Origin of the sequence: Pseudalkalibacillus sp. Hm43 (assembly GCF_051842935.1) — a bacterium.
Classification (GTDB): domain Bacteria; phylum Bacillota; class Bacilli; order Bacillales; family Fictibacillaceae; genus Pseudalkalibacillus.
Genome location: NZ_JBPXRR010000001.1, coordinates 1,653,926 through 1,678,375 on the forward strand (window position 1 = coordinate 1,653,926; position 24,450 = coordinate 1,678,375).

Annotated in this window: 28 protein-coding genes; 3 read left to right on the forward strand and 25 right to left on the reverse strand. The window is 40.3% G+C overall.

Going from position 1 to position 24,450, the window contains the following annotated elements; translation table 11 throughout:
* Positions 1-42: 42 nt before the first annotated feature.
* The 15 genes from ACSVDE_RS08825 to ACSVDE_RS08895 form a co-directional block, all read right to left on the reverse strand.
* Positions 43-1,083, reverse strand: a complete 1,041-nt coding sequence (locus ACSVDE_RS08825; RefSeq protein WP_439300546.1) for a zinc-binding dehydrogenase — start codon at positions 1,081-1,083, stop codon at positions 43-45.
* Positions 1,084-1,252: 169 nt separating this feature from the next.
* Complete coding sequence (locus ACSVDE_RS08830) at positions 1,253-1,729, reverse strand: GyrI-like domain-containing protein (RefSeq protein ID WP_439300547.1); 477 nt, start codon at positions 1,727-1,729, stop codon at positions 1,253-1,255.
* A 146-nt stretch (positions 1,730-1,875) separates the two neighbouring features.
* Positions 1,876-2,313, reverse strand: a complete 438-nt coding sequence (locus ACSVDE_RS08835) for a cell wall hydrolase (RefSeq protein ID WP_439300548.1) — start codon at positions 2,311-2,313, stop codon at positions 1,876-1,878.
* Between the two features lie 110 nt (positions 2,314-2,423).
* Entirely contained in the window at positions 2,424-2,876 is a 453-nt protein-coding gene (locus ACSVDE_RS08840; protein ID WP_439300549.1) for a GNAT family N-acetyltransferase, read from the reverse strand.
* 301 nt (positions 2,877-3,177) lie between these two features.
* Complete coding sequence (locus ACSVDE_RS08845) at positions 3,178-3,603, reverse strand: hypothetical protein (RefSeq protein WP_439300550.1); 426 nt, start codon at positions 3,601-3,603, stop codon at positions 3,178-3,180.
* 59 nt (positions 3,604-3,662) lie between these two features.
* Positions 3,663-4,373: a DUF2711 family protein gene (locus tag ACSVDE_RS08850; protein WP_439300551.1), complete on the reverse strand. Its 711-nt coding sequence runs from the start codon at positions 4,371-4,373 to the stop codon at positions 3,663-3,665.
* Positions 4,374-4,672: 299 nt separating this feature from the next.
* Entirely contained in the window at positions 4,673-5,026 is a 354-nt protein-coding gene (locus tag ACSVDE_RS08855) for a MazG nucleotide pyrophosphohydrolase domain-containing protein (protein WP_439300553.1), read from the reverse strand.
* A 17-nt stretch (positions 5,027-5,043) separates the two neighbouring features.
* Positions 5,044-5,442, reverse strand: coding sequence for a nucleoside 2-deoxyribosyltransferase (locus ACSVDE_RS08860; protein ID WP_439300554.1), 399 nt, complete (start codon positions 5,440-5,442; stop codon positions 5,044-5,046).
* Positions 5,443-5,942: 500 nt separating this feature from the next.
* A complete protein-coding gene (locus tag ACSVDE_RS08865) occupies positions 5,943-6,386 on the reverse strand; it encodes a GNAT family N-acetyltransferase (protein WP_439300555.1) in 444 nt (147 codons plus the stop codon).
* A gap of 343 nt (positions 6,387-6,729) precedes the next feature.
* Positions 6,730-8,118 carry a tetratricopeptide repeat protein gene (locus ACSVDE_RS08870; protein WP_439300556.1) on the reverse strand — a complete coding sequence of 463 codons (1,389 nt, stop codon included), beginning with the start codon at positions 8,116-8,118 and terminating at the stop codon, positions 6,730-6,732.
* Positions 8,119-8,866: 748 nt separating this feature from the next.
* Complete coding sequence (locus ACSVDE_RS08875) at positions 8,867-9,355, reverse strand: HIT family protein (RefSeq protein ID WP_439300557.1); 489 nt, start codon at positions 9,353-9,355, stop codon at positions 8,867-8,869.
* A gap of 122 nt (positions 9,356-9,477) precedes the next feature.
* Positions 9,478-9,693 carry a DUF6366 family protein gene (locus tag ACSVDE_RS08880; RefSeq protein ID WP_439300558.1) on the reverse strand — a complete coding sequence of 72 codons (216 nt, stop codon included), beginning with the start codon at positions 9,691-9,693 and terminating at the stop codon, positions 9,478-9,480.
* Positions 9,694-9,779: 86 nt separating this feature from the next.
* Positions 9,780-10,295 carry a GNAT family N-acetyltransferase gene (locus ACSVDE_RS08885; protein WP_439301963.1) on the reverse strand — a complete coding sequence of 172 codons (516 nt, stop codon included), beginning with the start codon at positions 10,293-10,295 and terminating at the stop codon, positions 9,780-9,782.
* A gap of 477 nt (positions 10,296-10,772) precedes the next feature.
* Entirely contained in the window at positions 10,773-11,192 is a 420-nt protein-coding gene (locus ACSVDE_RS08890; protein WP_439300559.1) for a hypothetical protein, read from the reverse strand.
* Between the two features lie 80 nt (positions 11,193-11,272).
* Positions 11,273-11,986: a hypothetical protein gene (locus ACSVDE_RS08895; protein WP_439300561.1), complete on the reverse strand. Its 714-nt coding sequence runs from the start codon at positions 11,984-11,986 to the stop codon at positions 11,273-11,275.
* Between the two features lie 372 nt (positions 11,987-12,358).
* On the opposite strand from ACSVDE_RS08895, the gene ACSVDE_RS08900 reads away from it, so the two are divergent.
* Together ACSVDE_RS08900 and ACSVDE_RS08905 are read left to right on the forward strand one after the other, a co-directional pair.
* Positions 12,359-13,522: a processed acidic surface protein gene (locus ACSVDE_RS08900; RefSeq protein ID WP_439300562.1), complete on the forward strand. Its 1,164-nt coding sequence runs from the start codon at positions 12,359-12,361 to the stop codon at positions 13,520-13,522.
* Between the two features lie 6 nt (positions 13,523-13,528).
* Positions 13,529-14,149 (forward strand): class D sortase, encoded by a 621-nt coding sequence (locus tag ACSVDE_RS08905; RefSeq protein WP_439300564.1) that lies wholly within the window; start codon positions 13,529-13,531, stop codon positions 14,147-14,149.
* A 48-nt stretch (positions 14,150-14,197) separates the two neighbouring features.
* Here ACSVDE_RS08905 and ACSVDE_RS08910 read toward each other — a convergent pair whose 3' ends face one another.
* The 6 genes from ACSVDE_RS08910 to nagA are packed head-to-tail and all read right to left on the reverse strand — an operon-like array spanning position 14,198 to position 19,909.
* A complete protein-coding gene (locus ACSVDE_RS08910; protein WP_439300566.1) occupies positions 14,198-15,145 on the reverse strand; it encodes a GNAT family N-acetyltransferase in 948 nt (315 codons plus the stop codon).
* Positions 15,142-16,305, reverse strand: a complete 1,164-nt coding sequence (locus ACSVDE_RS08915) for an exo-beta-N-acetylmuramidase NamZ family protein (protein ID WP_439300568.1) — start codon at positions 16,303-16,305, stop codon at positions 15,142-15,144. The genes ACSVDE_RS08910 and ACSVDE_RS08915 overlap by 4 nt, the downstream gene beginning before the upstream one ends.
* A 1-nt stretch (position 16,306) precedes the next feature.
* Positions 16,307-17,263, reverse strand: a complete 957-nt coding sequence (locus tag ACSVDE_RS08920; RefSeq protein WP_439300570.1) for an N-acetylglucosamine kinase — start codon at positions 17,261-17,263, stop codon at positions 16,307-16,309.
* Complete coding sequence (locus ACSVDE_RS08925) at positions 17,247-18,002, reverse strand: GntR family transcriptional regulator (protein WP_439300572.1); 756 nt, start codon at positions 18,000-18,002, stop codon at positions 17,247-17,249. The genes ACSVDE_RS08920 and ACSVDE_RS08925 overlap by 17 nt, the downstream gene beginning before the upstream one ends.
* Positions 17,992-18,732, reverse strand: a complete 741-nt coding sequence (gene nagB, locus ACSVDE_RS08930) for a glucosamine-6-phosphate deaminase (RefSeq protein ID WP_439300574.1) — start codon at positions 18,730-18,732, stop codon at positions 17,992-17,994. Before nagB ends, ACSVDE_RS08925 begins: the two co-directional genes overlap by 11 nt.
* A gap of 1 nt (position 18,733) precedes the next feature.
* Positions 18,734-19,909, reverse strand: coding sequence for an N-acetylglucosamine-6-phosphate deacetylase (gene nagA, locus ACSVDE_RS08935; RefSeq protein WP_439300575.1), 1,176 nt, complete (start codon positions 19,907-19,909; stop codon positions 18,734-18,736).
* A gap of 274 nt (positions 19,910-20,183) precedes the next feature.
* On the opposite strand from nagA, the gene ACSVDE_RS08940 reads away from it, so the two are divergent.
* Positions 20,184-21,707: a glycine betaine uptake BCCT transporter gene (locus ACSVDE_RS08940; protein ID WP_439300577.1), complete on the forward strand. Its 1,524-nt coding sequence runs from the start codon at positions 20,184-20,186 to the stop codon at positions 21,705-21,707.
* Positions 21,708-21,749: 42 nt separating this feature from the next.
* Here the strand turns inward: ACSVDE_RS08940 and ACSVDE_RS08945 are convergent, their stop codons facing one another.
* The 4 genes from ACSVDE_RS08945 to ACSVDE_RS08960 all read right to left on the reverse strand — a co-directional run bounded on the left by ACSVDE_RS08945 (position 21,750) and on the right by ACSVDE_RS08960 (position 24,438).
* On the reverse strand, positions 21,750-21,971 hold the full coding sequence (locus ACSVDE_RS08945) for a hypothetical protein (protein WP_439300579.1): 222 nt from the start codon (positions 21,969-21,971) through the stop codon (positions 21,750-21,752).
* Positions 21,972-21,981: 10 nt separating this feature from the next.
* Positions 21,982-22,710: an alpha/beta fold hydrolase gene (locus tag ACSVDE_RS08950; protein WP_439300580.1), complete on the reverse strand. Its 729-nt coding sequence runs from the start codon at positions 22,708-22,710 to the stop codon at positions 21,982-21,984.
* 14 nt (positions 22,711-22,724) lie between these two features.
* Positions 22,725-22,925, reverse strand: coding sequence for a hypothetical protein (locus tag ACSVDE_RS08955; RefSeq protein WP_439300582.1), 201 nt, complete (start codon positions 22,923-22,925; stop codon positions 22,725-22,727).
* A 256-nt stretch (positions 22,926-23,181) separates the two neighbouring features.
* Positions 23,182-24,438, reverse strand: a complete 1,257-nt coding sequence (locus ACSVDE_RS08960; protein ID WP_439300584.1) for an MFS transporter — start codon at positions 24,436-24,438, stop codon at positions 23,182-23,184.
* Positions 24,439-24,450: the final 12 nt, after the last annotated feature.

Here is a 24,450-nt window from a genome sequence, read left to right on the forward strand (position 1 = left end):
GGCGTACCCGAGTTAACGGGTTACGCCATTTTAGTTTATAACCTATTTTTCAGGAAGTAGAACAATCTTTCCGAGTTTCCCTGAGTTTTTGAAGTAGGTTTGTGCCTCTCTTGCTTCTTCTAATGGAAAAGTACAATCGATGACTGGCTTGATTTTTTCCTCTGATATGGCAGTAAGCATTTTTTGAAAATCCGCTCTCGTTCCTAATACAGAGCCATACAGCGTGATGTGTTTTAAATACATCGTTCTGAAATCAAGCTCCGTTTTTTGACCCCCGGCTGAACCAGAAGTACAAAACTTCCCGCCTTTTTTCAGAACCTGAAGCGATGTTGCAAACAACGCATCACCTACTACATCCAAGACAGAATCAATTGGACCGCCGTTCGCTTCTAAAATTTCTTCGCTAAGCTTGTCCGATCTATAGGAAAGTACATGTGTAGCTCCTAAATCTTTCATCTTATCTTCTAAAGCCAGATCACCAACGATTGCGATGACCTTGGCACCGAAGACTTTTGAAGCGATTTGAACGTTCAACGATCCGACGCCACCATTTGCGCCCGTCACCATAATCGTTTCTCCTGGTTTCGCCTGAATCTGTTCAACCATATGCCAGGCGGTCATCCCACTAACAGAGAAAACTGAGCTCTCTATATAGTCAGGAAGGGGCATATCATAGCAAAGTTCCGCGGGCCAAACAACATATTCAGCATACCCTCCATCATATTCAGAACCGATGAAAGACATATCTTCAGAAATATGTTCAAGGCCTTCTTCACCGCTTGAAGTGAATGGAAACAGGACAACATCTTTTCCAATCATGCTTTCTTCAACCTGGCTTCCTACTTTTACGACCTGACCTGTAATGTCAGACCCTGGAGTCCTCGGAAATTGAACACCCTCTGGTCTCCAACCTGATTTTTTGCCAGTTCCATATGCGCCTTCTCTCATCCAGATTTCCGTGTTATTGATTGCACAAGCCTTAACTTTTACGAGAACTTCATTACTTTTCGGCTCAGGAATCGGTGTGTCCACTAATTCTAATTTGTCGACATCTCCATATCCTGTTACTTGAACAGCTTTCATACTAGAATCACCTTTCAAAACATTTATTATAATAATCCACCGTTAGTGTACACATAATACCGCTGCTCATCCAAACTAAATGCATCTGAAAATTATATGAGAAAGAAGCTTTTTAAGTTAGTAACAACAAAAAGAGAACGACCATCAAATTGTCGTTCTCTCATTCGGGTTACTTAATGGAGTCCATCAATTCAACTTGAAGATTTTGAGGATCGTTTTGTTTTGGAGAGATCTCTAAATTCCATCCCGTATTGGACCGTGTATATCCTTGTTCCTCGATCCACTGGTGTAAGTGGCTATAACTTTCTCTAATTAAATCGTTTGGTCCTGTATGTACCAGTGTGGCATATTTTTGTTCAGGAATGGTTAGAATAGTCATATTTTCAGGTATGTTCTGATATTCACTTACTTGCACTCCGACCCAGTATCCTTCGTGCTCTGGAGTCGTTTCTTCTACAACAAAAGCTCCTATCTGTTGGTCGACATTCATGACGTTTTTTATTTCATTTATCCTCTCGGCTAGTTCGTTTGCCGCCTTTGGGATTTCTTCAATATACTGATTATCTGCACACACTACTCTAAACCCGACTAGTTTAATTTGACCTAATTCTTTAACAGACTTTTCATTAATAACTTCTTGGCTCATGAACTTCACTCCTGAAGGATGGTTTCTCTTACATGACCAGTCTTCTACATCGCCTGTAAGAATCCTCCATTTTTAGACAAAACAAAAAGAGGCGTAGATCCGCGCCTCCTAGTTAGAAGATAATTCTTATTTTTTTCTAAACCAACTCATACATAAACACTTGCACATGTACCGGCTTTTGGTTCGTAGAAACAATGGTTTTTGTATTGACCAGCGAAAGGTTGCCCGAACCATGTTTGTGGACATGGACCATACGGGTTAAAATACCAAAGACCATATTTCGCCGGGTGTTCCCTCCAATAATCCAAGTTCTTTTTGGCTAACCTTTTTTCAGCAGATCTCGCTCGGTTATAAAATACATTGCCCTTTTGAACAGCTTCAAAAGAATAGTTACCACCTTGTACTTGATAAATGACTTGTGGAATGGTTCTTATATTTTTAAAATCTAAACATTCTGCATTCGCGCGATTAACAATTATATTTCCAACATACAACATCCCTTGCTTGCCTTCGCCTTCTGCTTCCGCTCTCATCATTCTTGCCATTAAATCAACATCCGAATTCGTATACTTTATTCTAGGCATTTTCTTCACCTCAATGTATTGTATGACAAGAGCCTATCTTAATTTCATGATTTAATTTAAACAAAAGGAGCATGAATCCTTCTTGGATTCACGCCCCATCATTACCTGATTCACCTTTCTTCTTCTTCCATCAGCATATCCACATGTGGAATCCCGTCTTCTAGGTACACACCTGAAACTTCTTTAAATCCGAACGAAGCATAAAAGTGACGTAGGTATTCCTGACCTTGAAGCGCTATCCTTTTTACACCGATTTCCTGAACTAAGACGTCAATCGCTAAATTGACCATATCTCGGGCAATCCCCTGTCTGCGGTAATCTTTCGGAATCAATATCCGGCCTATGGAGTAGTGTCCGTCTTTATGAATAGGTGGAACTATCCGGCAATAAGCTGCCATATCACCATCCATTTCAGACCAAATATGTATGCACTCTTCATCACGCCCATCCACTTCTGGATATGGACACTCCTGTTCAACTACAAATACTTCTACGCGCTTTTGCAGAATCGTATATAACTCCTCTTTCGTCAACTTTTGAAAAGTCTTTTTCACCCATTCCATAACCATCTTCCTCTCTCATGTCACTAAGATGAAAGGGGCTCCATTAGCTATTTATTATTTTGGAGCTCATGAACCTGCCTTTCTAGTCTGCGAACACGTTCTTTTAATTCCTCATTCGGTTCTCTAAACCTCTGGAAAATCCCTCTCAATAATACAATGATCGTTAATAATATAACGACAAAAGCTAAAAGAAGCCACATGAACAAATCATTAAAAAGAAACATGAGAACACCACTCCTCCCATGCCAATTATTTCAAATATGAGCAACTATCTCAATAAACTTATTGAACGGGCTATTAACTAGACACTATCTTTCCAATAACGATCAGCTAACTGAGTAAGTTCGTCTAAAAAGATTTCTTTCTTACTTTGGTCAAAAATTTTTATATCCTCTGTACCAATTTGCAATGTACCACCTATAAACTCCACACTTAGACAATTAACCAATACCCCTTCCTCGGAATTCTTGGCATCCATAATCTCCAGATCATAGTCAATGATCGTCTTTAAATCATGAATGTAATTCTGCTCATCACTCCAATTCTCTAACAAAAACTTATCGCAATTGATCAACTTACAGTAGAAACACCTATAACTTTCATCTAACATTTCAGCTAAATATCTAATTTCTATCTTCATTTCAAGAATCCCAGATCTTTTAATTAAATCTGTAATCACTCCATCATGAAAAATGTTAAAAATGACTGCTTGTTGATCCCAATCCAAATGTTTTCACCTGCCTAAAAGTAACATTCTCGGTATCACATTCCTGCCTAATTCTTAGGCTAAATAAGAGAGTTTAAAGTAGCAACCTTGTATTTTTCCCAAACTAAGGGTGTTTTTTCGTCTAAGATAATGCCCTCCAACTTAGTTTTCCTTAAAAGATCCCGAATATCTTCTTTTGCAAGACATAATGCTGATACTTCATCAAAATAGCAGGCAACCACAAAATCTTCATTTTCATCTGTATTCGTTATGGGTCCAGAACATAAGTTAATCGCATCATTCGTTTTAATACTATTAATTTCATATGTACCTTCTTCACCATGAATCTTTGTATACTTTATCCGTTTTGCTCCTTTAGAGCTCAGGATCTTCAATATGCCATCTATTTGAAAAATAGATAGACGATCTTCCAATGGATAGAAGATATTTTTATATAAGCAATCATTCATTTGTATTGCTAAGTCGGGTCTTTGATAGATTTGTCTTCCTGACTCTCCTGATATGGCAGATTTTACAGCAATAGACATCTCAGCAATGTTATTTAAGCCACTCTTGTCTCTGATTTCATTCCAATATACGGGCTTTCCATATTTAAGAATATCTTTATTGGACGGGTAGGCATGGGGATTTGCACCCTTCTTAGCTTTCCATTTGATTGGCATTTTTACAAAAGGATAAAAAATGATAGCAGCAAATCTAAATTTCTCAGGTGTTTGATCCAACAAAGGATCTTTTTCAAGGTCACCATTTAAGGGGTAGAAATAATCCATTGTCCATACCTCCTTTTATCATAATTCAATCCAATAAACTCCAAATAAAAGCGTTAATCCTTCTGAGATTAACGCTTTCAATCGTAGAGAATTCTACTTTTCTTCTCTTTTTATATAAATGAAAAAAATAAGTATTACCAACCAAAAAGTCCACACTTCAAAGAACCCTGAAGAAGACCAGAGCATGTATAGTCCAGGGATACTGAATGTGAATATAGCTAGGATTAATGAGACTAAAACTATGAGAAATTTAATTTTCATTTCTAAAAACTCCTCTAAAATAATGCCAGATATACCGATTATTTATTAGAATTGATTTCTTCATATCCAGGAATAGGTATGCTGGAATTGTATCGTCGTTTTAGGTCGTTCAACTTTGCTAGGAATGCTCTGTCTAGTGAGATCTTGTAATGATTTGAGACAGATATTAGCGAAAATAATACATCTCCCACCTCAAGTTCTAAATCATCTCTATTATCCACCGTATCGTCTTCATCAGGTCTTAATCTACCAGTTTCTCTCCTTCTCACTTCCCTAGCTAATTCCCCAACTTCTTCAATTAAAAGATTCATTTTATAGTATGCATCCTCGTCAACCCAACCTCTATCTTTTTCCATTTGATCAGTAAGTTCTTCAATTAATTTCGAATTCACATTCAATACCCCCTAATTTATTTAAGTACTTTATCATTCGAGGTCAAGTATTCAACCAAGTCTTCCAAAGATCCAATGACCTTTTCTACTTCTGATAGATGATAAAAAGTGCTCGTAGTGGAAAAGTTATTGATTTCATTATCCTGCGAGTAAAGTATAACCCTTTTATTTAGCCCTAGTGCTATTCCTAATTCAATGTGACTTCCTTTTCCTGCTGGTAATAAAACCACAATGAAATCAGCTTCAGAAACAGCATTTTTCTCTTGTTGCCCAATCTGTTTCAAGTCTTCAAGTGTTGAAGCCTTTATATTTTTAGTCCAATCAAATGTATGTATATACCCTTTACTTTTTAACATTTTACTAACTTGCCGAACTTTATCTACATTCTTAAAGCTCGATGCTACATAAAACTTCATCTGCTCCTCCTTAAATACCTATACGCTATTCGCAAGGTCTAGCACTTAAATTACTACTAAGAAGAATAACTGTTAGAAACAAATATTATTAACATATCGACACTTTACCTTTTGTTATCTCCCCACTTTGGTCATCAATATATTGAGTGCCCCTCTCACAGTTTTGTTTGTTTTCCCACTCGACTATGTATTTACCCCTTGTGTGACGGACTGATATTATTTTAATTTCTCCGATGGATCCTGAGTTCTGTTCCACAACAATTGATTTTACTTCTTCTTTTGAAATTGTATGCGCTGAACTCTCACAAGCACCTAAAAAAATTAGAAGTAGAACGAATAATGATACAAATATTCTATTCATTTTTTTATCCCCGAACTCCATTTAATTTATTTAATTAAAAAGCTTCTATATAATCCAGCCCTTCTGTTAATTATTAAACAAAAAGAGCGTTAATCCTTCATAGATTAACCCTCCCCTTTCTGGACCATATAAAATTACTTTACAGTGTCTTTCTCATTTCAATTTCAGTAGCCTTTTGTTCGACTTTTACAAAGCCCACTTTTTCATAAACACGGATAGCTGCTTTATTTTGAAAGTGCACCTCTAATCTTATGTAATCAAATTCAGTATCATAATGTTTAAGGCCAAACTCTATCCCTTGATTGACGAATTCTACTCCCAAGCCTTTCCCCACTAAATCGGGTCTTAATGCTAGGCCGATTTCCATAATACTGTTTTCCATTCTAAATTCAAATAATCCAACAGCCTTATTATCCAATAATGCTACAAAACCTTCGCATCCACCAGGACCTCTTAACTTCTCCGTATTATTGAACGACTCAAAATAGGGAGTCATCCAAACTTCTTCAATGAAGCCCTCATAATTCCATGAATCTATTTCTTTTACATACTCTATAGTTATTGGAATAAATTTAAAGTCCATTGAATTTTTCTCCTCACAAAAACTATTTCCTAATAAGCATTAATTCTAGATATAAACTAGTACACGTTCAATCATTCAGATTCATTAGTATATTCTTTTGTTTTTCCCGATAATGATTCCAACAAAGATACATCCAGCACCAATGACTTTAATAATAATGTTACCTATACCAATGTTATCAACTGTTAAACTAATAAGAAAACTACCAAACACTATGATTGGAATCGCAAGGAATAACCTCAATATAGTTCCCCCATATTTCTTTGTTTGTACTTTCATTATTCAGAACCCAACCATTAGGATATTGAAGGTGATTAAATAATAAACATTAAGTTATCATCATTTAATTCCTTGTGTCCAATTCGTCTCTCAGTGCAAGAATCTTCGTTCGACCCACTTCATCCTCATCAGGGTATTCTTCAAGAATTCTTTTGATAAGATTCCTCTTTTCGGAATCCATGAACAAATAATCGCTTTCTAATATGAGCAAGTAGCCTGAGAAAGGGTTACCCGAACGAATAGTTTCTCTTGCTGATTCTAAGATGTTTAAAAGTCCTCTTGCATGTTTAGATTCACTCGCTTCAGCATACTTGACAGCTAACTTAGAAGCCTCAATTGCCTTATCCATATCCTCTGAAAGTAGTGTTAAAGAAAGCATTTGATATAAGGGACTACTATGAGGGTTCAATTCCACAATTCTCTCGTTGTATCGGATGGCGGATTGCACATCTCCTTCTTCTGAATACAACGAGGCGATTAGTATTTTCGAATCCAACAGGTTCGGCATGAAGTCGTTAATTTTCATCAATATTTCCATGGATTCTTTTGGTTTGTCTTCCTGATAGTGTAGTTTTCTTGCGGTAACCATCATGTCTGGTACCTTTTTCAACTGATTGAATACCCTCTCTTCATACGTATCGACAGATTGACCTGTTGCTTGTTGAAACGCATTCTCGAAGTCATTCTTTTTCGTCTTTTCTATTATTTCTTGAACGAATTCCGTTTCTTCGTTTCTCAAAATATGCTGGATAAATACCATGCTTTGGAAGTAAGGGTCATACGGTTCCTTTAAATGGTTATTCCATTCTATAAGTGTATCGAGTGATTCAAGACTCGGGTACTCTAAGTCTTGAAAATTTCGAACAAATACCCCAACATCTTTACTTTCAACGTATCTCGCCAAACCCTCATTGAACCAAAGAGGGATAGCAGAATAGGAAAGACCATGTTCTTCCAATGAAGTAGCGAATAAATGATGCGTGTATTCATGTATAGCGGTCCCTTCAAATCTTTTCAATTCTTCCGATTTTCCTGGTAAAGGGAGATGAATTGTATGGTTCTCATATGTATAATAACCACTGGTGAAACCTTTATTGTCGCCTTCCAGCTTTGTTTCATTATCAAAGGACTGTTGTTCACGAAAGATGATGCGAACGGGTTTTTCTGGAATGTCTCCGAATAGAGAATGATACTCTTTTTCTTTTTCGTCCAAAGCTTTTAGCACTTTGTTGATATAACTAGAACTCTTTTCGCTTTCTTCATAATAAAAAGTGATATGACCGATTTTTTTTGTATCCAGACCTTCCAAATCGATTTCCTGATTACGGAGGTTTGCAAAAAACAATTTGTATAAACTGATTTTTCGGGAAGGGCTACTCTGATCATCCCCCTCTTTGGATATCATGTCTTCAAAGGCATAATTTACGGTACTGATGACAAACGTTGAAGTCATTACCAATATCGAAAGTAGTATTAGACGAAAAATAACTCCTTTATTTGTTAAGGGATGCCACCGTGGTTTAAATAAACCTATTATACAAAACAGTAAAACTACTATTCCTAATAAACAGACGTATACCCATGCTTCGAACCCTTGTACCTCATCAAACCAGAGGGATAGTCCAAAGAACAAACCTGTTAAAAAACCCCACATTATTATAAAAAATAATATCTTTTTAATTATATTTCCTCTCCTCCTGTCAAACTTTTCTTAACAAGGAATGCTGCCCTTTTCTTAATACCAATTATTTCAAAATTGTTGATCTAACTCAATCACTAATTTCATAATGAAGGGGGCTTATCCTATTTCAGATAAGCCCCCGATTGTTTAATAAAGCTTGTTATACTCCCCCAGTAATGTTAACCATTAATAATACACTTATTAGTATTGCTGCAACTATTAAAATTGGTAATGAGAAAAAATTTTTATTTAAATATGTAATACTTATTAAAGTGAAAATTACTATTAAACATATAAAATTCAAAAAAATAAGCACTATAATTACTTTTGAATCAACCAAGTTATACACTGGGAAAGTGGCTTCAAATAAACCAATCGCAAGAATAAATACTGATATTATATTTAATATTTTTCTTTGCTCAATCCTTAATTTCAAATTGGATATATACCTCCATGATTAATCAATTGCCCCCTATTCTGGACTAATGGATCTACTTTTTAAGCGATTATCTATACATTATTAACTCTTATTTAAAATATTTGATTGAAACCACGCTCTAAGCTTTTCAGCATATACCACACGATCCGATGGTTCACTTAAATTACCATGTGTTAGGTATAGATTATCATTATAATATCTTGGATAAACGTGTAGGTGATAATGCCAAACATCTTGACTCCCACCAGGTTCATTATGTTGTCTTGTTGAGATACCATCACAACCGTAACACTCCTTAAGTGCTAAAGATACTTGTTGGGACAATTTATGTATTTTAGTGGCAATCTCTATAGGTAGATCAAAAATGTTTTCAAAGTGTTTATTAGGTATGATAATCACATGGCCTTTATTATTAGGCCACCACAAGGTTGCAATCAAAGCTGTTACATCATCGTCTTTATAAATAATATCTTGCTGCTTTGTTTGGACACGCTTATTGAATTCGTCCTCTTCACCCTTAACAACCAAACAAAAAGGACAAGTATAGTTAGATGGCATATGTATATACAAATGTTTCTTCTCCTTATAAATAAATACAGTATAAATTCAGTACAGAAATTAGCCCTTTTTCAAAATATCCATTGCCTGATTTAATAGTGTTAGGTACTTCTCTTTCTGGAGAAATGCCCCCGTTAATTGAATAACAACGAATAAATTATGTAACTTATTATGATTATAACAATCAGAGTTCCTGTACCTTTCCAACTTAAACTACCAACTAAATCAATGAAACTGCCACTATGCGAACGATTAAATCCATCACCTATATTACTTGCTGAATTTGTTTTGATTTCTTCTTGCCGAAGCCTCTCTCGTCTATCCTTAGGTTTTTCTTTAGTAGTACTCACAATTGTCCTCCATCTGACCAATTTTTATATGAAAAGAGGGTCACTTGATTCAATAAATGCCCCCTATAATTGAAGATCTCAGCTTACTATTTACTTATGTCTAAACGCCAATCGTTGCAATGCATTAAGTTACCAGGTGGGTACTCAAATTCACAATCTGAAATAAATGAAAAGTTGAGTTTTCGACAAATGGCATTTGAAGCAAGATTATCAATTGAAGGGAAAGCGTGGATGTATTTATATTTTCTTTCCATTATTGCTTCTTTAATTGCTAGTTTAACTGCAATAGTTGCTATACCATTTCCCTGAAATTGTGGTAGTATGCTCCATCCAATTTCATAGACACTTTCATTTTTCCAAGTTGTTTGCCAATAACCAACAGAACCAACCGCTTCAAAATCAGGACTTAGGGTAATGCTAAACATTTTCCCCTTTTCACCAAGTTTCAGATACCTTTTGTGACGCTTTAGAATTTGTTCTTTACTTTCAGAGCCACCCAGATGTTCCATCATTTCTGGTGCATTTATTTTAAAAAGTAGATCCAGGTCAGTGTCTCCCCAAATGTTAATTTGTATTTGTCGTTCTTTGATTTGTTCTGAAATATCGTCCCTCTCCTTAAACTGAATTTTCTATTTTAAACTACTCATAAATAAATTCCTTAGTCCACAATCCTGACCAATTCTTATGTATTAAACAAAAAGAAGCGTAATCCTTCCTAGATTATCGCCCCCGATTCTGGAAGACGATCAATACTTTAAAGTCTAACAACTACTTTTGTTTATTTCTTTGCTGGCTAATCCCAAAAACTGCTATTGCTGATATAAAGAATATAGAAGATAGCATTAAAACAACTCCATCCCAGTCACCATTAAAAACAGTCACATGAATCAGCGTAACCAAGTGCATCAAGAAGATAATAATAATTAAACTAATAGAATTTTTCAATAAAACCACAACCTTATAATGTTTTAATAGGTTCGTATTATTCAATCACGTTCAACAGTATAACGAGCCTTCTTCTACTTAAGATATTGTAGAAAAGCCCCAATTTCTTGTAGACCTGAAATCCAGAAAAGGGGTTATCGGTTTCTGGGATAATCTTTTTTAATCCAATCAATGATTTCGCAATAAAGATCATATACCATATCAATATCTTCTTGTTCAGGGCCTAATACCTCTGCTTTTTCCCCTATGTGATCAATGTCTAAGACCTTATCCGCTATACTAAAGTCAAATAAATGAAGATTATCATATAAAATTCGCCTATTGCCCTCCACATACTTCTTCCAATCGAATCCTTTGTTTTCACCACTATAGCTGGGGATTTCTAGGGGGCTATTTTCCCCTTCGATCTTTAATATTTCATTATATGCGATTGTCTTCTGTCTTCTGTCCTTATGCTTTTCTGTTCTCTTTTGATGGGCAGTCTGGGCTAGATAAGAAACTAAACCACCTACAATAACACCAATTAATGGCAATAAAGCCTGTAGAATTTGCATAGAACTCCCCCCTTAATGATCTATCTTGTATAAAGGTTGCTTAATTCAGATTCTAAATCAGTGCTGCGAAAAAACCTTGGTTACTTTAGCGTTCTTTTATATTTCGAAACAGACTCTAGTATTTGGTATTTATGAACAAACATCACTCTTAAACCTAACTCATTTTCTAACCTGTTTCTTAAAAATTCTGCTTTAACAGGAAATCTCTCAGCAACAATACAAGCAATTTTAGATTTATTTGTTTTGTTTATTTCAGATACTTTACTTACAGTCTTTATTATTTCTTGTTCTCCAATCATACCCAGTTTAACCTGTATGTATAGCTGTTCTTTTAGATTTTCGCCGATTAAATCAATTTTCAGGTTTTTATCATAATATTCAGAAGCTACCTTAACCTCATAGTCAAAACCTCTAAAGTATTCTATTGGAGCAACTTCTGACAATTGACCTTTTGCAACTTGAAAAGTATTTAAAACTTTAGACAAGTCTTTCTGTCTAGCTTTTAGACTGTCTGGATGAGGCTCATTTATTATTCCAAATTCATAATTCGCATTAAAAACATTTATCCAAAAGAAATCTTCAGGGTTGTAAATGAGTGTATCAACAATTTCATCAACTAACTTTTCTTTATTAATTTCCTCAAGTTCTTTCGTGATTAATAAATTGCAAATCTCGTTTGAACTTTGCTCCATAAAATGAATATGTAACTCACCAATGTTTTCACCTAAGTAGTGTATATCGTATTGTTCACTAGAAGCAGTTCTAATTCCTCTGTGAAACTTAAAGTCACTCATTTCAAAACTCCATTCATATTAATTTTCATTATATATTTCTTACTCACTAGCATTTTACATATTAGAATAACTCTTATGGAGTTTCGTAGAATGATAATTAAATGTAAATTCTACATATTATCTCGAAACTGAGTCTTCCACAATCCTGCCCTTTTCTGGAATAAAGCCGTAATACCTTACAAGCATATTTTTTCCTCATTTTACCACACTTCTATATTTCAGATTGTATTTCGCATCTTTTAAAAACCGGTTTCAACCCCTATCGTTGAGCGGTTTTCATCCCTTAAAAGTTAGTATAATTTACCTGTATCCAATCTATTAATATATCTATATAATTATCTTGTTTTGATAAACTTTAAGGGGGACACATCAGTGAAGCATGTGTTGGCAGTTGTATTAACAATTAGTTTGATTATGGTTCCGATGACAGCGTTTGCAGCCATCGAACAATCTGACCTCGACGCTTATTTGAAGTCGATCGGTTGGACGCAAGAAATGTTGGAGGAAGAGTTGTCTTATTCTGATATGACTTTGGATGATTTTGAGACAATTGAAGAACTCCAGGAGTTTATTGGTAATCCATTAACAGAAGAAAATCTTCAAGAGATTCTAGCGAACTATGATTTGACTCGCGAAGAACTGAACGAATTGCTAGTTGAATCCGGGGAATTAGAAGTGGGTCAGGATGTTCTTGAAGTTTTCACAATCTATGAAGAGCTAGATGGATTGGTTGGTTTTTACTTAGAGGTGGAAACTGAAACGCCAATAACAGAGGAATCCTTGCAAGAATTACTTGATCTGTACGAAATCACATATGAAGAGCTTGTGGAACTGTTTGAAGAAAACGGTGATTCAATTGAAGCGTATGAGTTTATCGAGGAACTAGAACTTTCCTTGATTGAATATATGTATGGGGATGAACTTCTGAACTTTGAAGATCTTTTTACAGAGTTGGGACTTACAGAGGCGGAGCTTGAAGCTTTGTTCAATCATTTAATGACGCTTAATGTTGAAGACCCTGCTTTGGAAGCGAAAATGATGGAGCTATCTGATCGTATGCTTGCATTAGGGGATTTTGAAACGGCTGAAGAGCTTACGAAAGAACAAGTTGCTGAAATGGCAGCGATCATGACAGAGATGTTTAACCTAATGGAATTGGATGCTAAGTTTTACCTTGTGAAAGATGGGCAAACAACGCCGATTACACTTGCTCAGATGCTTGAAATGTCAGAGGAAGAAGCTGCGGGTTATAGCCTTTTAATTGAGCTTTACAACTTGAATGGTGAAATGATTTTGGACATGCTGATCACTGCTGACATGGTGAGTTCCGAATTGATTGAAGAAACGGCTCAAGATCTGAAGACGGCTGGAACGCCTACGAAAGCTGAGAAAGCAAAGCCAATTATGAAAACCGAAAAAGGCGCTAAAATGCCGAAAACTGCAGGAAATTATGTAGAAGGTTCAATTGCTGGACTTGGATTCCTTCTTGTCGGACTTTACATGATTCGTCGTTTAAAAATAAAGAAAGCTGCATAACGAAAGATGAATAAAACCCGAACGTCAGTCAAACGAATAGTTTTATGGATTGTTGCGATTTCGTTCATTACTTTTGGCGTTGTGGTATCCGGTAACAATATGGCGAAACTCTTCAATGGAAATAAGGGATCTAAAAGTACAGTTGAAGTCGAACCAGAAGTGGGCAATACAGAGGATGTGATCGATGATTCGTCCGAACTCCTCTACCCTACTCGGCCTGAAAAAGGGGAGAACATCGGTACACTATATATTCCGAAACTTGATGAAGAGCTTCCCATCATTCATGGGACGGATGAAGATGAACTTAGTCGCGGTGTCGGACACTATGCGGGAAGTGTGTTGCCTGGTGAAAAAGATAACTCCGTCCTTTCTGGTCACCGGGATACGGTCTTCCGTCGTCTAGGAGAGGTAAAAGAAGGCGATGAACTCATCGTTACAACTGCCGAGGGTACTTTCACTTACAAAATTCGAAAGGTACGGATTGTCGATGCAGATGATCGTACAGTCATCGTACCGAAACCAAAGGCTACTCTGACAGTGACCACCTGCTATCCGTTTACGTTTATCGGGGCAGCACCAGAACGGTACGTGCTTGTAGCTGACTTGGTGAAAAAGGAAAGAAGTTAAATGAATTAAACAGACTCAGACACAAGAATTGGTGTCGAGTCTGTTTTTTTATATATTTTTCTTAAATTGGACATAGCTCTTCCATTTACAAAAACCAAACGACTCGTAAAAGCCTTTTAAATCTGTCCAGTCGATGATGATGTTTCTTGCACCGCGGTCGTATGCGGTCTTGATGGCCTGCTCGATGATCGCTTTTCCATATCCCTTTTTCCGGTAGTTAGGGTCGATTCCTAAAGGACCGATTCCCATCGTCTGGTCTTCGAACGCATCTTTCCAGTACACATTCGGTCCGATGATAGGTGAACTCCAATCATTCACGCGGACAAAACCGATAATGATTTGGTTGTCCTTCGCAACGAGGAAATGTTCGCCTTGCCCACCTGCACGGAAATAATCCCAAGCTTCATAATACCAACGCCCTGGAAAACACCTGCCTAAAAATGTGAGCAAGTCATTCTTCTCTTCATTTTTCAGTACGGTAAATGAAATTTTATTTGGTACAGGTGCTTGTGGTGTTTGTTCATACGATTGGACATAGTCGTGTTCGGTATTGACCTGTATGTACCCTTTCTTTTCGAACCATTCCATGGTCGTTTCCAATTCGCTCGGAATACCTGGGAAGTAGTGATTGATATCACTTCCGAGGGCGATTTTGGATACGGCAGCCGATTGGAGTGCTTGTTCTGCTTTTTCAAGGAGAGCTGTTCCGTACCCTTTGTTTTGGTGATTGGGATCAACCATTAGTACTTGGATCCATCCAACGCCTGATGGCAAAAGGTCTTTTCGTTCAGCGGTGACCTTCGAGACCACGCATCCGACGATCTGTTCTTCTACCTCCACATACCAGGATCCTTCTGAAAATACATGTGGACATTTGATGCTGTTCTGGAGGAACAGTCGCTCAGACATCGGAAAAGATTCTCCTATCGTTCGGTTCCATAAGTGGCACAATTCCTTTACAGGTACTTCTCCATCGTGCCAGTTTACGAGTTTCATAGCGATTCACCTCCATAAAGCAAATATTTCTCCCGCTTTACCTTGAAGGTTTCCAGCTGTTCCTCTTCCCTCTCAAGCCATTGGATGAGCGGACTTTGTTGTTCCAATGCGAACCTGAATCCATCGGTTCCTAAGATCAGATCAACCATGTAACGACCGTCCTTCAATTGAATCCAGGAGAATTCTTCTGGATGGAGCTGAATCAAGCTTTCCATCATCGCACATGCTGTTTTTACCGGTTGGAAGGTTTCGCGATCTGTCACATGCACTTGTAAGCCGAAGCAGGTTTCACCTTCATATTTAGAGGTTGTCGGTTGAAACACGGTTTCTCTGAACTGAACGCCTTCCAACGAATAGGTACTCAGTCGTTTTTTCCATTCAAATGAATTAATCCACGGCGCTCCGATCCATTCAAAAGGCTTCGTCGTCCCCCTTCCTTCCGAAACGTTCGTCCCTTCGAAGAAACAGGTGCCGGGATAAACGATTGCCATATCAAGTGAAGGCGCATTGGGAGAAGGTGGAGTCCACTGAAAAGATGTCTCATCAAACCACATCTCTCGTTTCCAATCCTCCATCTTAATCACTTTTAAGTCTGCATTGAACCCGAATTCCTCATTGATGTAAGCGGCTAGCTCGCCGACTGTCATCCCATGTCTGATCGGTAGATTGTAATTTCCGATAAATGAGGCAAAGTTCAAGTCGAGTGGATTTCCCTCAACCCTGGTCCCAGTAATCGGATTCGGACGATCGAGTACGACAAACTCTTTTCCCAGTCTCCCAGCTACCTGCATGCAATTCGCGAGTGTATAAATGTATGTATAGAACCGTACGCCAAGGTCTTGGATATCAAACAGAAGCACATCGATGTCTTTCAGCCAATCATCCGGTGGGACTTTGTTTTTCCCATACAAACTGTACACTGGAAGACCTGTCCGAGGATCGGTTTCATGTGAGATGTGCTGTCCTTCTTTCACGTGCCCTCGCAGTCCATGTTCAGGGGAAAACAAAGCAACGATGTCGTATCCTTGCTCAATCAAAACATCGATACTTAAGTCCATGGAAGGCGTGACGGACGTGTGATTCAGGATCATTCCGATCTTCTTTCCTCTATACTTCTCACCTAGGCCGTTGAGAAATGCATGGAGACCTGTCTGGACCATCTTATACCTCCTTTAAATTTGCATGAAGATTGCGTGTAAATTCAACCGGGCATTTCCCGTTCACGGTTTGGTAGCTCTGAATGATGGAACCAGAGACCGGTGGTGATTTCGGCAGTAAGAATTCAACCTCTCCCGGTACATGCCTTTCAAGCATCGGCAGGATTAGATCACAGCTCCTGAACACACTCCCGGTTAGGACGACTTTTATTTCAGATCGATTTTTAAAATGTCGCTCAATCAGATTTCGGATGCATTTTGAAATATCGAAAGCGGCTTTTTCGATGATTTGCATCGCATGACCGTCCCCTTCACGCATCAACTGAAAAACTTCCTCACAGATGGAAGCAATGTTCGTCCGACTATCGGGGTGGTTATAAATGTACGGAATCAATTCGGGTGGTCTAGAAACTTCAAACCTCGTAAGTATACGTTCTGTCAAGGTGGTCTCTCCGACCATACCATCATACGATTCAAACACTTTCTGAAGGGCAGCACGACCGATACCATAACCGCTGCCGGTATGATCCAACAGATAGCCCCAGCCGCCTGACCGGACCATCTCTAGTTCATCGGTCAGACCGAATGTAATCGAGCCTGTCCCTGCAATGTTGACGATGCCTGGTTCTCCATCCGTGCCGGAATAGAGGGCGGTCAGTGCATCATGGCAAAGCTCCACGTTCGTATGCTCAGAGAAATTACTTTTCAAATACGCATCCAATTCATCCTTGGAGTGACTGTTTTCGAGTCCCGCAATGCCTGCACAGATACTTACAATCTCTGAAAGATCAACGACGGTTTCTATTTGCTGAAGCAAATCATCCAACGTGTTTTGGATCATTTCCATTGAAACGGACAATGGATTGCTCGGTCCACCAACGAAATCGGCTACAATTTTACCGGATGCATCAGCGAGTGCAATCCTTGTTTTCGAGCCCCCACCATCAATTCCTAGATACATCGTCATCCCCCTTTTCATGTTCGACTTCAATCGAGAACGAATATTTATCGCTTCGAAAAACCGTTTGGACATATTCGAATGGCTCTCCGGTATCCAAGTACGTCTTTCGGTTGACGATCAGCACAGGGCTGTCCGCTCTTATTCCTAAGCGTACACTATTTTGATCACCTGCAACCGATGCCTCAATCCGTTGGTTGGCACGTGTAACTTCTCTGCCTAACGTATTTCTCACATACTCGTAAATCGAACCGCTCGAATGCCATTCGGTAAATTCAGAGAAAAGTTGATACGGTAGATAGGCGGTCTCTACTGCAACAGGTTCATCATCTGCCAGCCGGACCCGTTTGATGCGATGTAATCTGGAGCCTAGCGTTCGTTCCAATTTTCTGTATATGTGAGGTGGCGCGTCTTGAATCGTTTCAAAAGATATGACGTTCGTCGAAGGCGTCAACCCTCTTCGTTTCATATCATCCGTAAAACTGAACACACCCTTTAGCGGGTATGCGAGTTTCGGCGCTGCGACAAACGTTCCTTTCCCGCGCTCTCGATACAGCTCACCACTGTTGACCATGTTGTTGATCGCCTGGCGGACAGTCATCCGGCTGATCTGGAATTTCTCCGATAGCTCCCGTTCAGAAGGGACCAGATCACCTGTATGGTAGCCGCCATTTTGGATTTCTTCTTTTAAGTAAAGTTCAACCTGTGAATATAACGGTAAAGATGAGTGTTTATCCAGCATGTCCTTGCTCCTCTGCTTTTGCATCTTCTGTGACGACCAACGTGACATCCGGATGTTCGTTCAAAATTGTCACGGGCCAATTCTTGTCTATTTTTCCTGAGAGTAATGCCGAAACAGCAGCTGCTTTTTCTTCTCCTGAAGCTAAAAGTAAAATCGACCTGCTTTTCATGATCGTGGAAATCCCTACAGTAATGGCTCGAGTCGGAACTTCGGATGGATCTTCAAAGAACCGTGCATTCGCCTGACGCGTGCTGTCCGTCAATTCCACGACATGCGTCTTCGAGTCGAGAGACGTGCCCGGTTCATTGAAACCGATGTGGCCATTTCGCCCGACACCGAGGATCTGAAGGTCGACCCCACCGACTTGTTGGATTGCTTGTTCATATCGGACACACTCTTCCTCCAATTTTTTGTTCAGGCCGTTCGGAATGATCGCCTGGTCCGGTGACAGTTCGAGTGGTCCGTATAGATGCTCATGAAGATAGTGCCAATAACTTTCTTCATGGTCCCGCGCTAGCCCGACATACTCATCCAGGTTCACGGTCTTGATGTTGGAGAGATCAACGGATTTGAGTTGGACTTTCTTCACCAGTTGCTGGTAAGTGCCAGCTGGAGTTCCCCCAGTTGCAATTCCGAGTACGAGATCGGGTTTGTTTTCTATGGCTTTCAAAATTTGTGAGGAAGCAACATCACTCAGCTGCATGTCATTTTTCACCGTCACGATGTTCATGTCAGCACCCCCTCTGATAAGCGATGACTCCCCGACAGATGGTCATCTTCAACTCACCTTTTTTATCTAAAACGATCAGATCGGCATCTTTTCCAATGTCGATGGAGCCTTTCCGGTCATACAAGTTATATTGTTTTGCAGGATTGATCGACGTTATATAAACAAGGTCTTCGAGCGTCGCATCTGTAAAGTTCTTCATATTCGTAAAAGCCTCTTGCATCGTCAAGACGCTGCCTGCAAGGGTTCCATCTTCTAAAGTCGCTTTCCCATCAAGGACATTCACTTGCTGTCCACCAAGATCGTACGTACCGTTCCCAAGGCACTTTGCCCGCATCGCGTCGGTAATGAGCATCAATCCTTCCTTCCCTTTCATGCGAAAAGCAAGGTTGACCATTTCCGGCGCAGAGTGAAGACCATCTGCAATCAGCTCAGCGATTGTTGAAGTGTGGAGATAGGCCGCCCCTACGACACCGGGTTCACGATGATGCAGCGGTCTCATCGCATTGTACAAGTGAGTGAACTGCTTTGCCCCCGCTTTGTACGCAGCTTGGACTTGATCATAAGTCGCATTGCTGTGACCGATGGAAGCGATGATCTGTTGATCGGTGATCGCCCGGATGAATGCTAGCGCACCTTCCAACTCTGGCGCCATCGTCACGACTTTGATCGTTGAGCCTGCTTTTTCGTTCCAGGCCATGAAGGTGTCCAAGTCCGGCTTCTGAATATGTTCTGGGTTTTGTGCGCCCATTTTCTCTGGTGAAATGAAAGGTCCTTCTAAATGGATCCCGATGACCTCTGCTTTTCCCGTACGTTTTTGTGAATGGATGTAGTCATTGAGATTTTGTAATACCTGTGCGATTCGGTCAGAAGAAGACGTCATTGTCGTCGGCAGGAAGCTTGTAGTCCCTTCTTTTACGATGGCAGTAGCGATGCCTTCGATGGCTCCCTGGGTTCCGTCCATCACATCGAATCCCGCTGCCCCGTGGATGTGCCCGTCGATTCTGCCCGGAAGGACGACATCTTCCTCCTCCAACTTGATCGTTGCCTTTTGATTTCCTGCTCCGTCTGTCAGTGCAGATATTTTACCATTATGAATATGTATCTGTTTCTTTTGAAATCCGATCTCACCGACGAACACGTTTCCACCTTCAATTACCTGAATACTCAATCCATTCACCTCCACATACTAGTATAGTGGTTTCGCTGTATAGTTGTCTATACCAGTCATCTGTCGAACTTTAAACATCTTTCGCATGTATGTTATACTGCTACAGGCTTTTCACAACGAATTTTAATTGGTCAGAATCAGGATGGTCAGAGATGGCCATTTTTTATTTCTGTCGGGATTTCAGCTTACTTTAGGGATAAAATTTTGTTTATCCTAATTTTCTATGGGTATTAAACTTATAGACGACAAATTTTGCAACCAAAGCTTACGAAAGGAGAATGAGATGAAGAAAGTCACAAAAGTCTTTTGGATCACGTTAGGAATCACAATATTTCTTGCAGTTTGGGGTTCATTCGCTCCAAAAAATTTAGAGAAAATCACAGGTACCATTCAAACGTACATTTCCGTTCACTTTGGATGGTATTATTTATTGATTGTTTCCCTGTTTGTCATCTTCTGCCTATACTTAATCTTCAGTCCTTATGGAAAGATCAAGCTCGGGAAGCCGGATGATAAACCGGATTACAGTTATTCTACCTGGTTCGCCATGCTGTTCAGTGCAGGTATGGGAATCGGACTCGTATTCTATGGTGCCGCTGCACCGATTTCTCAATACATCAAAACCCCGCCGACGGCTGACCCTGGAACGGCAGAAGCACTCAGGGATGCCATGCGGATCACCTTTTTCCATTACGGCATCCATGCCTGGGGAATCTATGCGGTCGTTGCATTGGTCCTCGCCTACTTCAAGTTCCGACATGGAAAGCCTGGTCTGATCAGTGCCACTCTTGAGCCATTGTTCGGTGACAAAATGAAAGGACCATGGGGTACATTCGTGGACGTCATTGCTGTCTTTGCGACGATTGTCGGTGTGGCAACGACACTTGGTTTCGGGGCTGCGCAAATCAATGGTGGATTCACCTATCTGATGGGCATCGAGAAACAGTTCTGGATACAGCTTGTCATCATCGTCATCGTGACGGTCTTGTTCATGATTTCAGCCTATACAGGGCTCAGTAAAGGGATCCGTTATTTGAGTAACGCCAATATGGGACTTGCAACGATTTTGTTCGTGTCGATGCTGATCATCGGACCGACTTTATATATCATGAACACGTTCACTGATACGATCGGTGCGTATATCCAAAACCTGGCTGTCGAAAGTTTCCGGTTAAGTCCAGAGAATCAGGATGAACAGCAATGGGTCCGTAACTGGACAGTCTTTTTCTGGGCATGGTGGATCGCCTGGTCGCCATTCGTGGGAATCTTCATTGCTCGTGTTTCGAAAGGTCGTTCCATCCGAGAATTCTTATCTGGCGTACTGATTGTGCCATCTGTCGTCAGTTTCTTGTGGATGGCCGTATTCGGAATGTCCGCAATCCAAAAAGAGAAGGAAGGCGCAGACATTGCGAGTTTACCGGATGCGCAAATGCTGTTCGGTGTATTTGATCAGTTCCCATTCAGTATTGCATTGTCAGTCATTGCGATGATGTTGATCGGAACATTCTTCATCACTTCCGCAGACTCTGCAACATTCGTTCTGGGTATGCAGACGACGAACGGTTCGTTGAATCCGCCTAAAACAGTCAAGTTTGCCTGGGGTGTCGCACAATCCGCGATTGCGGCTGTCCTCTTATATACAGGTGGATTGCAAGCCTTGCAGAATGCATTGATATCAGCCGCATTCCCGTTCTCGTTCATCATGATCCTCATGGTGTACTCGTTGTATCAAGCCTTGCGGAAGGATAAAGCTGAGCTTGAGAATAAATCTTATGAAGAGAAAAAGTACGAAGAAAAAATTTCATAAATGCTTAAAAGGCGTGCCTCCATCATCGGTGGCACGCCTTTTTTATGCTTGTTGAGTTGTTCTTTTATAGATGGTGGTGATGAGGTAGCTGGCAGCCAAGCCTATGAGTAGTGGCAGCATGGATCCACCCGCATGGAGGCTTGTAGCCGTTTTTTCATAGTAATAGAGCATGAGCCATTCTATGTTTTGCGCATACCCAATTAAGAGCAGAAATCCACTGACGAACAAGAATGTACATAGCGATATGATGTGAGTTTTAAACAAGTTGCGTCACCTATTCGTTGTTTTTCACTAAGGAGTACTGGTTTAAAAAGTTGTTAAGAATCGTGGTGTACAGGTCGGTTTGTTCTGAGTGAACAAGGTGTCCAGCGAAAGGTAAGACACAAACGTGTAAATTATCCTTCATAGATTGATAGGTAGAGACCGTTTTAACCTCTTCTTTATTTTGTTCCCCGACAATAAATAGCATAGGTGGCTTGATATCAGAAATATCAGCTGTAAATTGGAACGGATACCAATCTTGGTCCTGACACATGTACATAAACTGTTTCCAATCGGAGCTGTGCAATTGATCGTGGTATGCAACTGATTCGGGATCTTGGAGCAATGCCGTTTGCTGACGTACCGTTTCCCGGTGTAGTTCCGGCCAGTTCGTCGGTTCTTCAGCCATCACGCCGGAAACGGTTAGACTGATGATTTTGTCGGGATACTTTTTAGCAAAACCTAACGCGACGAAAGAGCCAAGTGAGCAACTGACGATATGGGCCTCGTCAATATTCAGTGATTCGAGTGTTTCGTATAGATCTTCAATACACGTTTCCAGATAGTTTTCCAGATTCTCAGCGTGAGATTTGCCATGACCTCTGAGATCCGGAAGCACGACCTTGTATTGATCTTGGAAGCGCTCTTTTATAGTGGAAAAGTCGAGCTCACCCGTTTGTAGTCCTGTATGTAAAAATACGATCGGGTCACCTTCGCCATAAGATTCCGTATGTAAAATCACAACACCATTCCCCCTTATGAATTATAGAAGTTCTCCCCTTTTGAAGCACTCGATGTTTTTTCGTACGACTCATCACGTAAAGTCCGTTTGTTCTTCTTTTTGTTCAGCTCATCCCCATAAAACGAGTTCGAATTGAACCTCGAACGAATCATCCCAATCCAGATGGGAAGGGATATGATGAGCAGGATGACGATTAACACCATTACATCTTTCATTTCGCTTCCCCCTTTCCTACTTTTACCATACCATACTTCCGTATTCCCAGAAATAGGATATTCACTCTAAATACTCGATTGGCCGGCTGTTCGTTTGTTTTGGCAAAACGAATGCTGATATTCGAGAGACCTTCACACAATTTCGAGAAACAACCGCTGATTTCCGGGAAACCGGACCCGTTTTTCGGGAAACAAGCACAAATCTAGCTAAAATCACCAAAAAAAGACCATCGCAGCCGACTGCGATGGTCTTTTCTCAATCAAAGTTACGTAATCCTGGCACTTTCGTGTAGATTACAATCGATAATAGTACGATCAGACCCCCACCTACGAGCATAATCGTCGTGATGTCCACTCCGACCGATAAAAACAGGGAGGTCACGGCAAAGGACACCGGCACGAGTCCGAGTGAAGCCATCGACAACAGGCTCATCACGCGTCCGAGCATCTCTTCTTTAATCGTCGCCTGGATGGCAGTGATGATCGGGATATTGATGATCGAGAACGTCGAGCCGAGTAGCGCAATCAACGCAAGGCTTTGCCAGAGCTCATTCGTAAAACTGAATAAGGTGAAGAAGAGTCCATTGATACCGACAGCTGCGATGACGAGCAGGCCTCTTCTTTTCTGTACATTCAATACGCCGATTAAAATCGATCCGAGCAGCATTCCACCAGCTAACATTCCTTCGAGATAACTGAAGTCCAGCGAGTTTCCTCCGAGAACATTTTTAACGAAGAGTGGAAGCCCCATTTGCAAAGGTCCGACCATGAACAAGTTGATGAACACTGCGAATAGGATCAGCGCAAGCAAGAACGAGGATTCTTTTACATAAGCGATTCCTTCCTTAATCGACTTGAACAAGTCTGAAGCTGCCTCCTGCTCCCCGCCTTCCGCTTTCTTTTTCGATGTACGGATGAGCAGGATCGCGATACTCGCAATAGCCAAGAGAGCTGCGGTCATCGAAAAGGCAAACACATAGCTTCCGAGTGCAATGACAGCACCAGCGAGCATCGGTCCGAGAATAAACGAGGATTGGCTCGTCATCTGGATGACCGAGTTCGCGCGGGTCAACTGCTCCTTACTTACCAGTGCTGGTAGCAATCCACCGCTAGCTGGCCAGAAGAAGGCATCGAGTATTCCGAAAATGAGTGCGAAAAGAACGAACGACCAGATCGTCACATCACCGAACAACAGCCATAACACAAGCGCGACGGCAACACCGGCTCGCAAAATATCCGACAAAAACATGATGAAATTTTTGCTGAACCGGTCAGCCACTGCTCCACCAATCATCATGAACAGGACCCGTGGCACACTGGACGCGATGAATACAAGACCTAACGAAGCTTCGAGTCCCATCACTTCTACGACGTACCAGGCTTCTGAGAACATGAAGATCGCCAGTCCGAAGCTAGAACAAAGCCCCGCGATCCACAAAAATAAGAAATTCCGATTTTTCCAAATGGCAGGGGCAAGCTCCCCCTGCGGTTTCTGCTCCACTACTGCTTCCATGAATAATCGCCT

Bases quoted from the DNA above. Each gene is read 5' to 3' on its own strand.
- ACSVDE_RS08865 (WP_439300555.1), bottom strand. From the start codon at position 6,386: ATGGACTTTAAATTTATTCCAATAACTATAGAGTATGTAAAAGAAATA.
- ACSVDE_RS08830 (WP_439300547.1), bottom strand. From the start codon at position 1,729: ATGAGCCAAGAAGTTATTAATGAAAAGTCTGTTAAAGAATTAGGTCAA.
- ACSVDE_RS08905 (WP_439300564.1), top strand. From the start codon at position 13,529: ATGAATAAAACCCGAACGTCAGTCAAACGAATAGTTTTATGGATTGTT.
- ACSVDE_RS08955 (WP_439300582.1), bottom strand. From the start codon at position 22,925: ATGAAAGATGTAATGGTGTTAATCGTCATCCTGCTCATCATATCCCTT.
- ACSVDE_RS08960 (WP_439300584.1), bottom strand. From the start codon at position 24,438: ATGGAAGCAGTAGTGGAGCAGAAACCGCAGGGGGAGCTTGCCCCTGCC.
- ACSVDE_RS08895 (WP_439300561.1), bottom strand. From the start codon at position 11,986: ATGAGTGACTTTAAGTTTCACAGAGGAATTAGAACTGCTTCTAGTGAA.
- ACSVDE_RS08925 (WP_439300572.1), bottom strand. From the start codon at position 18,002: ATGCTGGATAAACACTCATCTTTACCGTTATATTCACAGGTTGAACTT.
- ACSVDE_RS08920 (WP_439300570.1), bottom strand. From the start codon at position 17,263: ATGTATCTAGGAATTGATGGTGGGGGCTCGAAAACAAGGATTGCACTC.
- ACSVDE_RS08850 (WP_439300551.1), bottom strand. From the start codon at position 4,373: ATGGATTATTTCTACCCCTTAAATGGTGACCTTGAAAAAGATCCTTTG.
- nagB (WP_439300574.1), bottom strand. From the start codon at position 18,732: ATGAACATCGTGACGGTGAAAAATGACATGCAGCTGAGTGATGTTGCT.
- ACSVDE_RS08825 (WP_439300546.1), bottom strand. From the start codon at position 1,083: ATGAAAGCTGTTCAAGTAACAGGATATGGAGATGTCGACAAATTAGAA.
- ACSVDE_RS08860 (WP_439300554.1), bottom strand. From the start codon at position 5,442: ATGAAGTTTTATGTAGCATCGAGCTTTAAGAATGTAGATAAAGTTCGG.
- ACSVDE_RS08940 (WP_439300577.1), top strand. From the start codon at position 20,184: ATGAAGAAAGTCACAAAAGTCTTTTGGATCACGTTAGGAATCACAATA.
- ACSVDE_RS08890 (WP_439300559.1), bottom strand. From the start codon at position 11,192: ATGCAAATTCTACAGGCTTTATTGCCATTAATTGGTGTTATTGTAGGT.
- ACSVDE_RS08840 (WP_439300549.1), bottom strand. From the start codon at position 2,876: ATGGAATGGGTGAAAAAGACTTTTCAAAAGTTGACGAAAGAGGAGTTA.
- ACSVDE_RS08835 (WP_439300548.1), bottom strand. From the start codon at position 2,313: ATGCCTAGAATAAAGTATACGAATTCGGATGTTGATTTAATGGCAAGA.
- ACSVDE_RS08870 (WP_439300556.1), bottom strand. From the start codon at position 8,118: ATGACTTCAACGTTTGTCATCAGTACCGTAAATTATGCCTTTGAAGAC.
- ACSVDE_RS08910 (WP_439300566.1), bottom strand. From the start codon at position 15,145: ATGAAACTCGTAAACTGGCACGATGGAGAAGTACCTGTAAAGGAATTG.
- ACSVDE_RS08915 (WP_439300568.1), bottom strand. From the start codon at position 16,305: ATGGTCCAGACAGGTCTCCATGCATTTCTCAACGGCCTAGGTGAGAAG.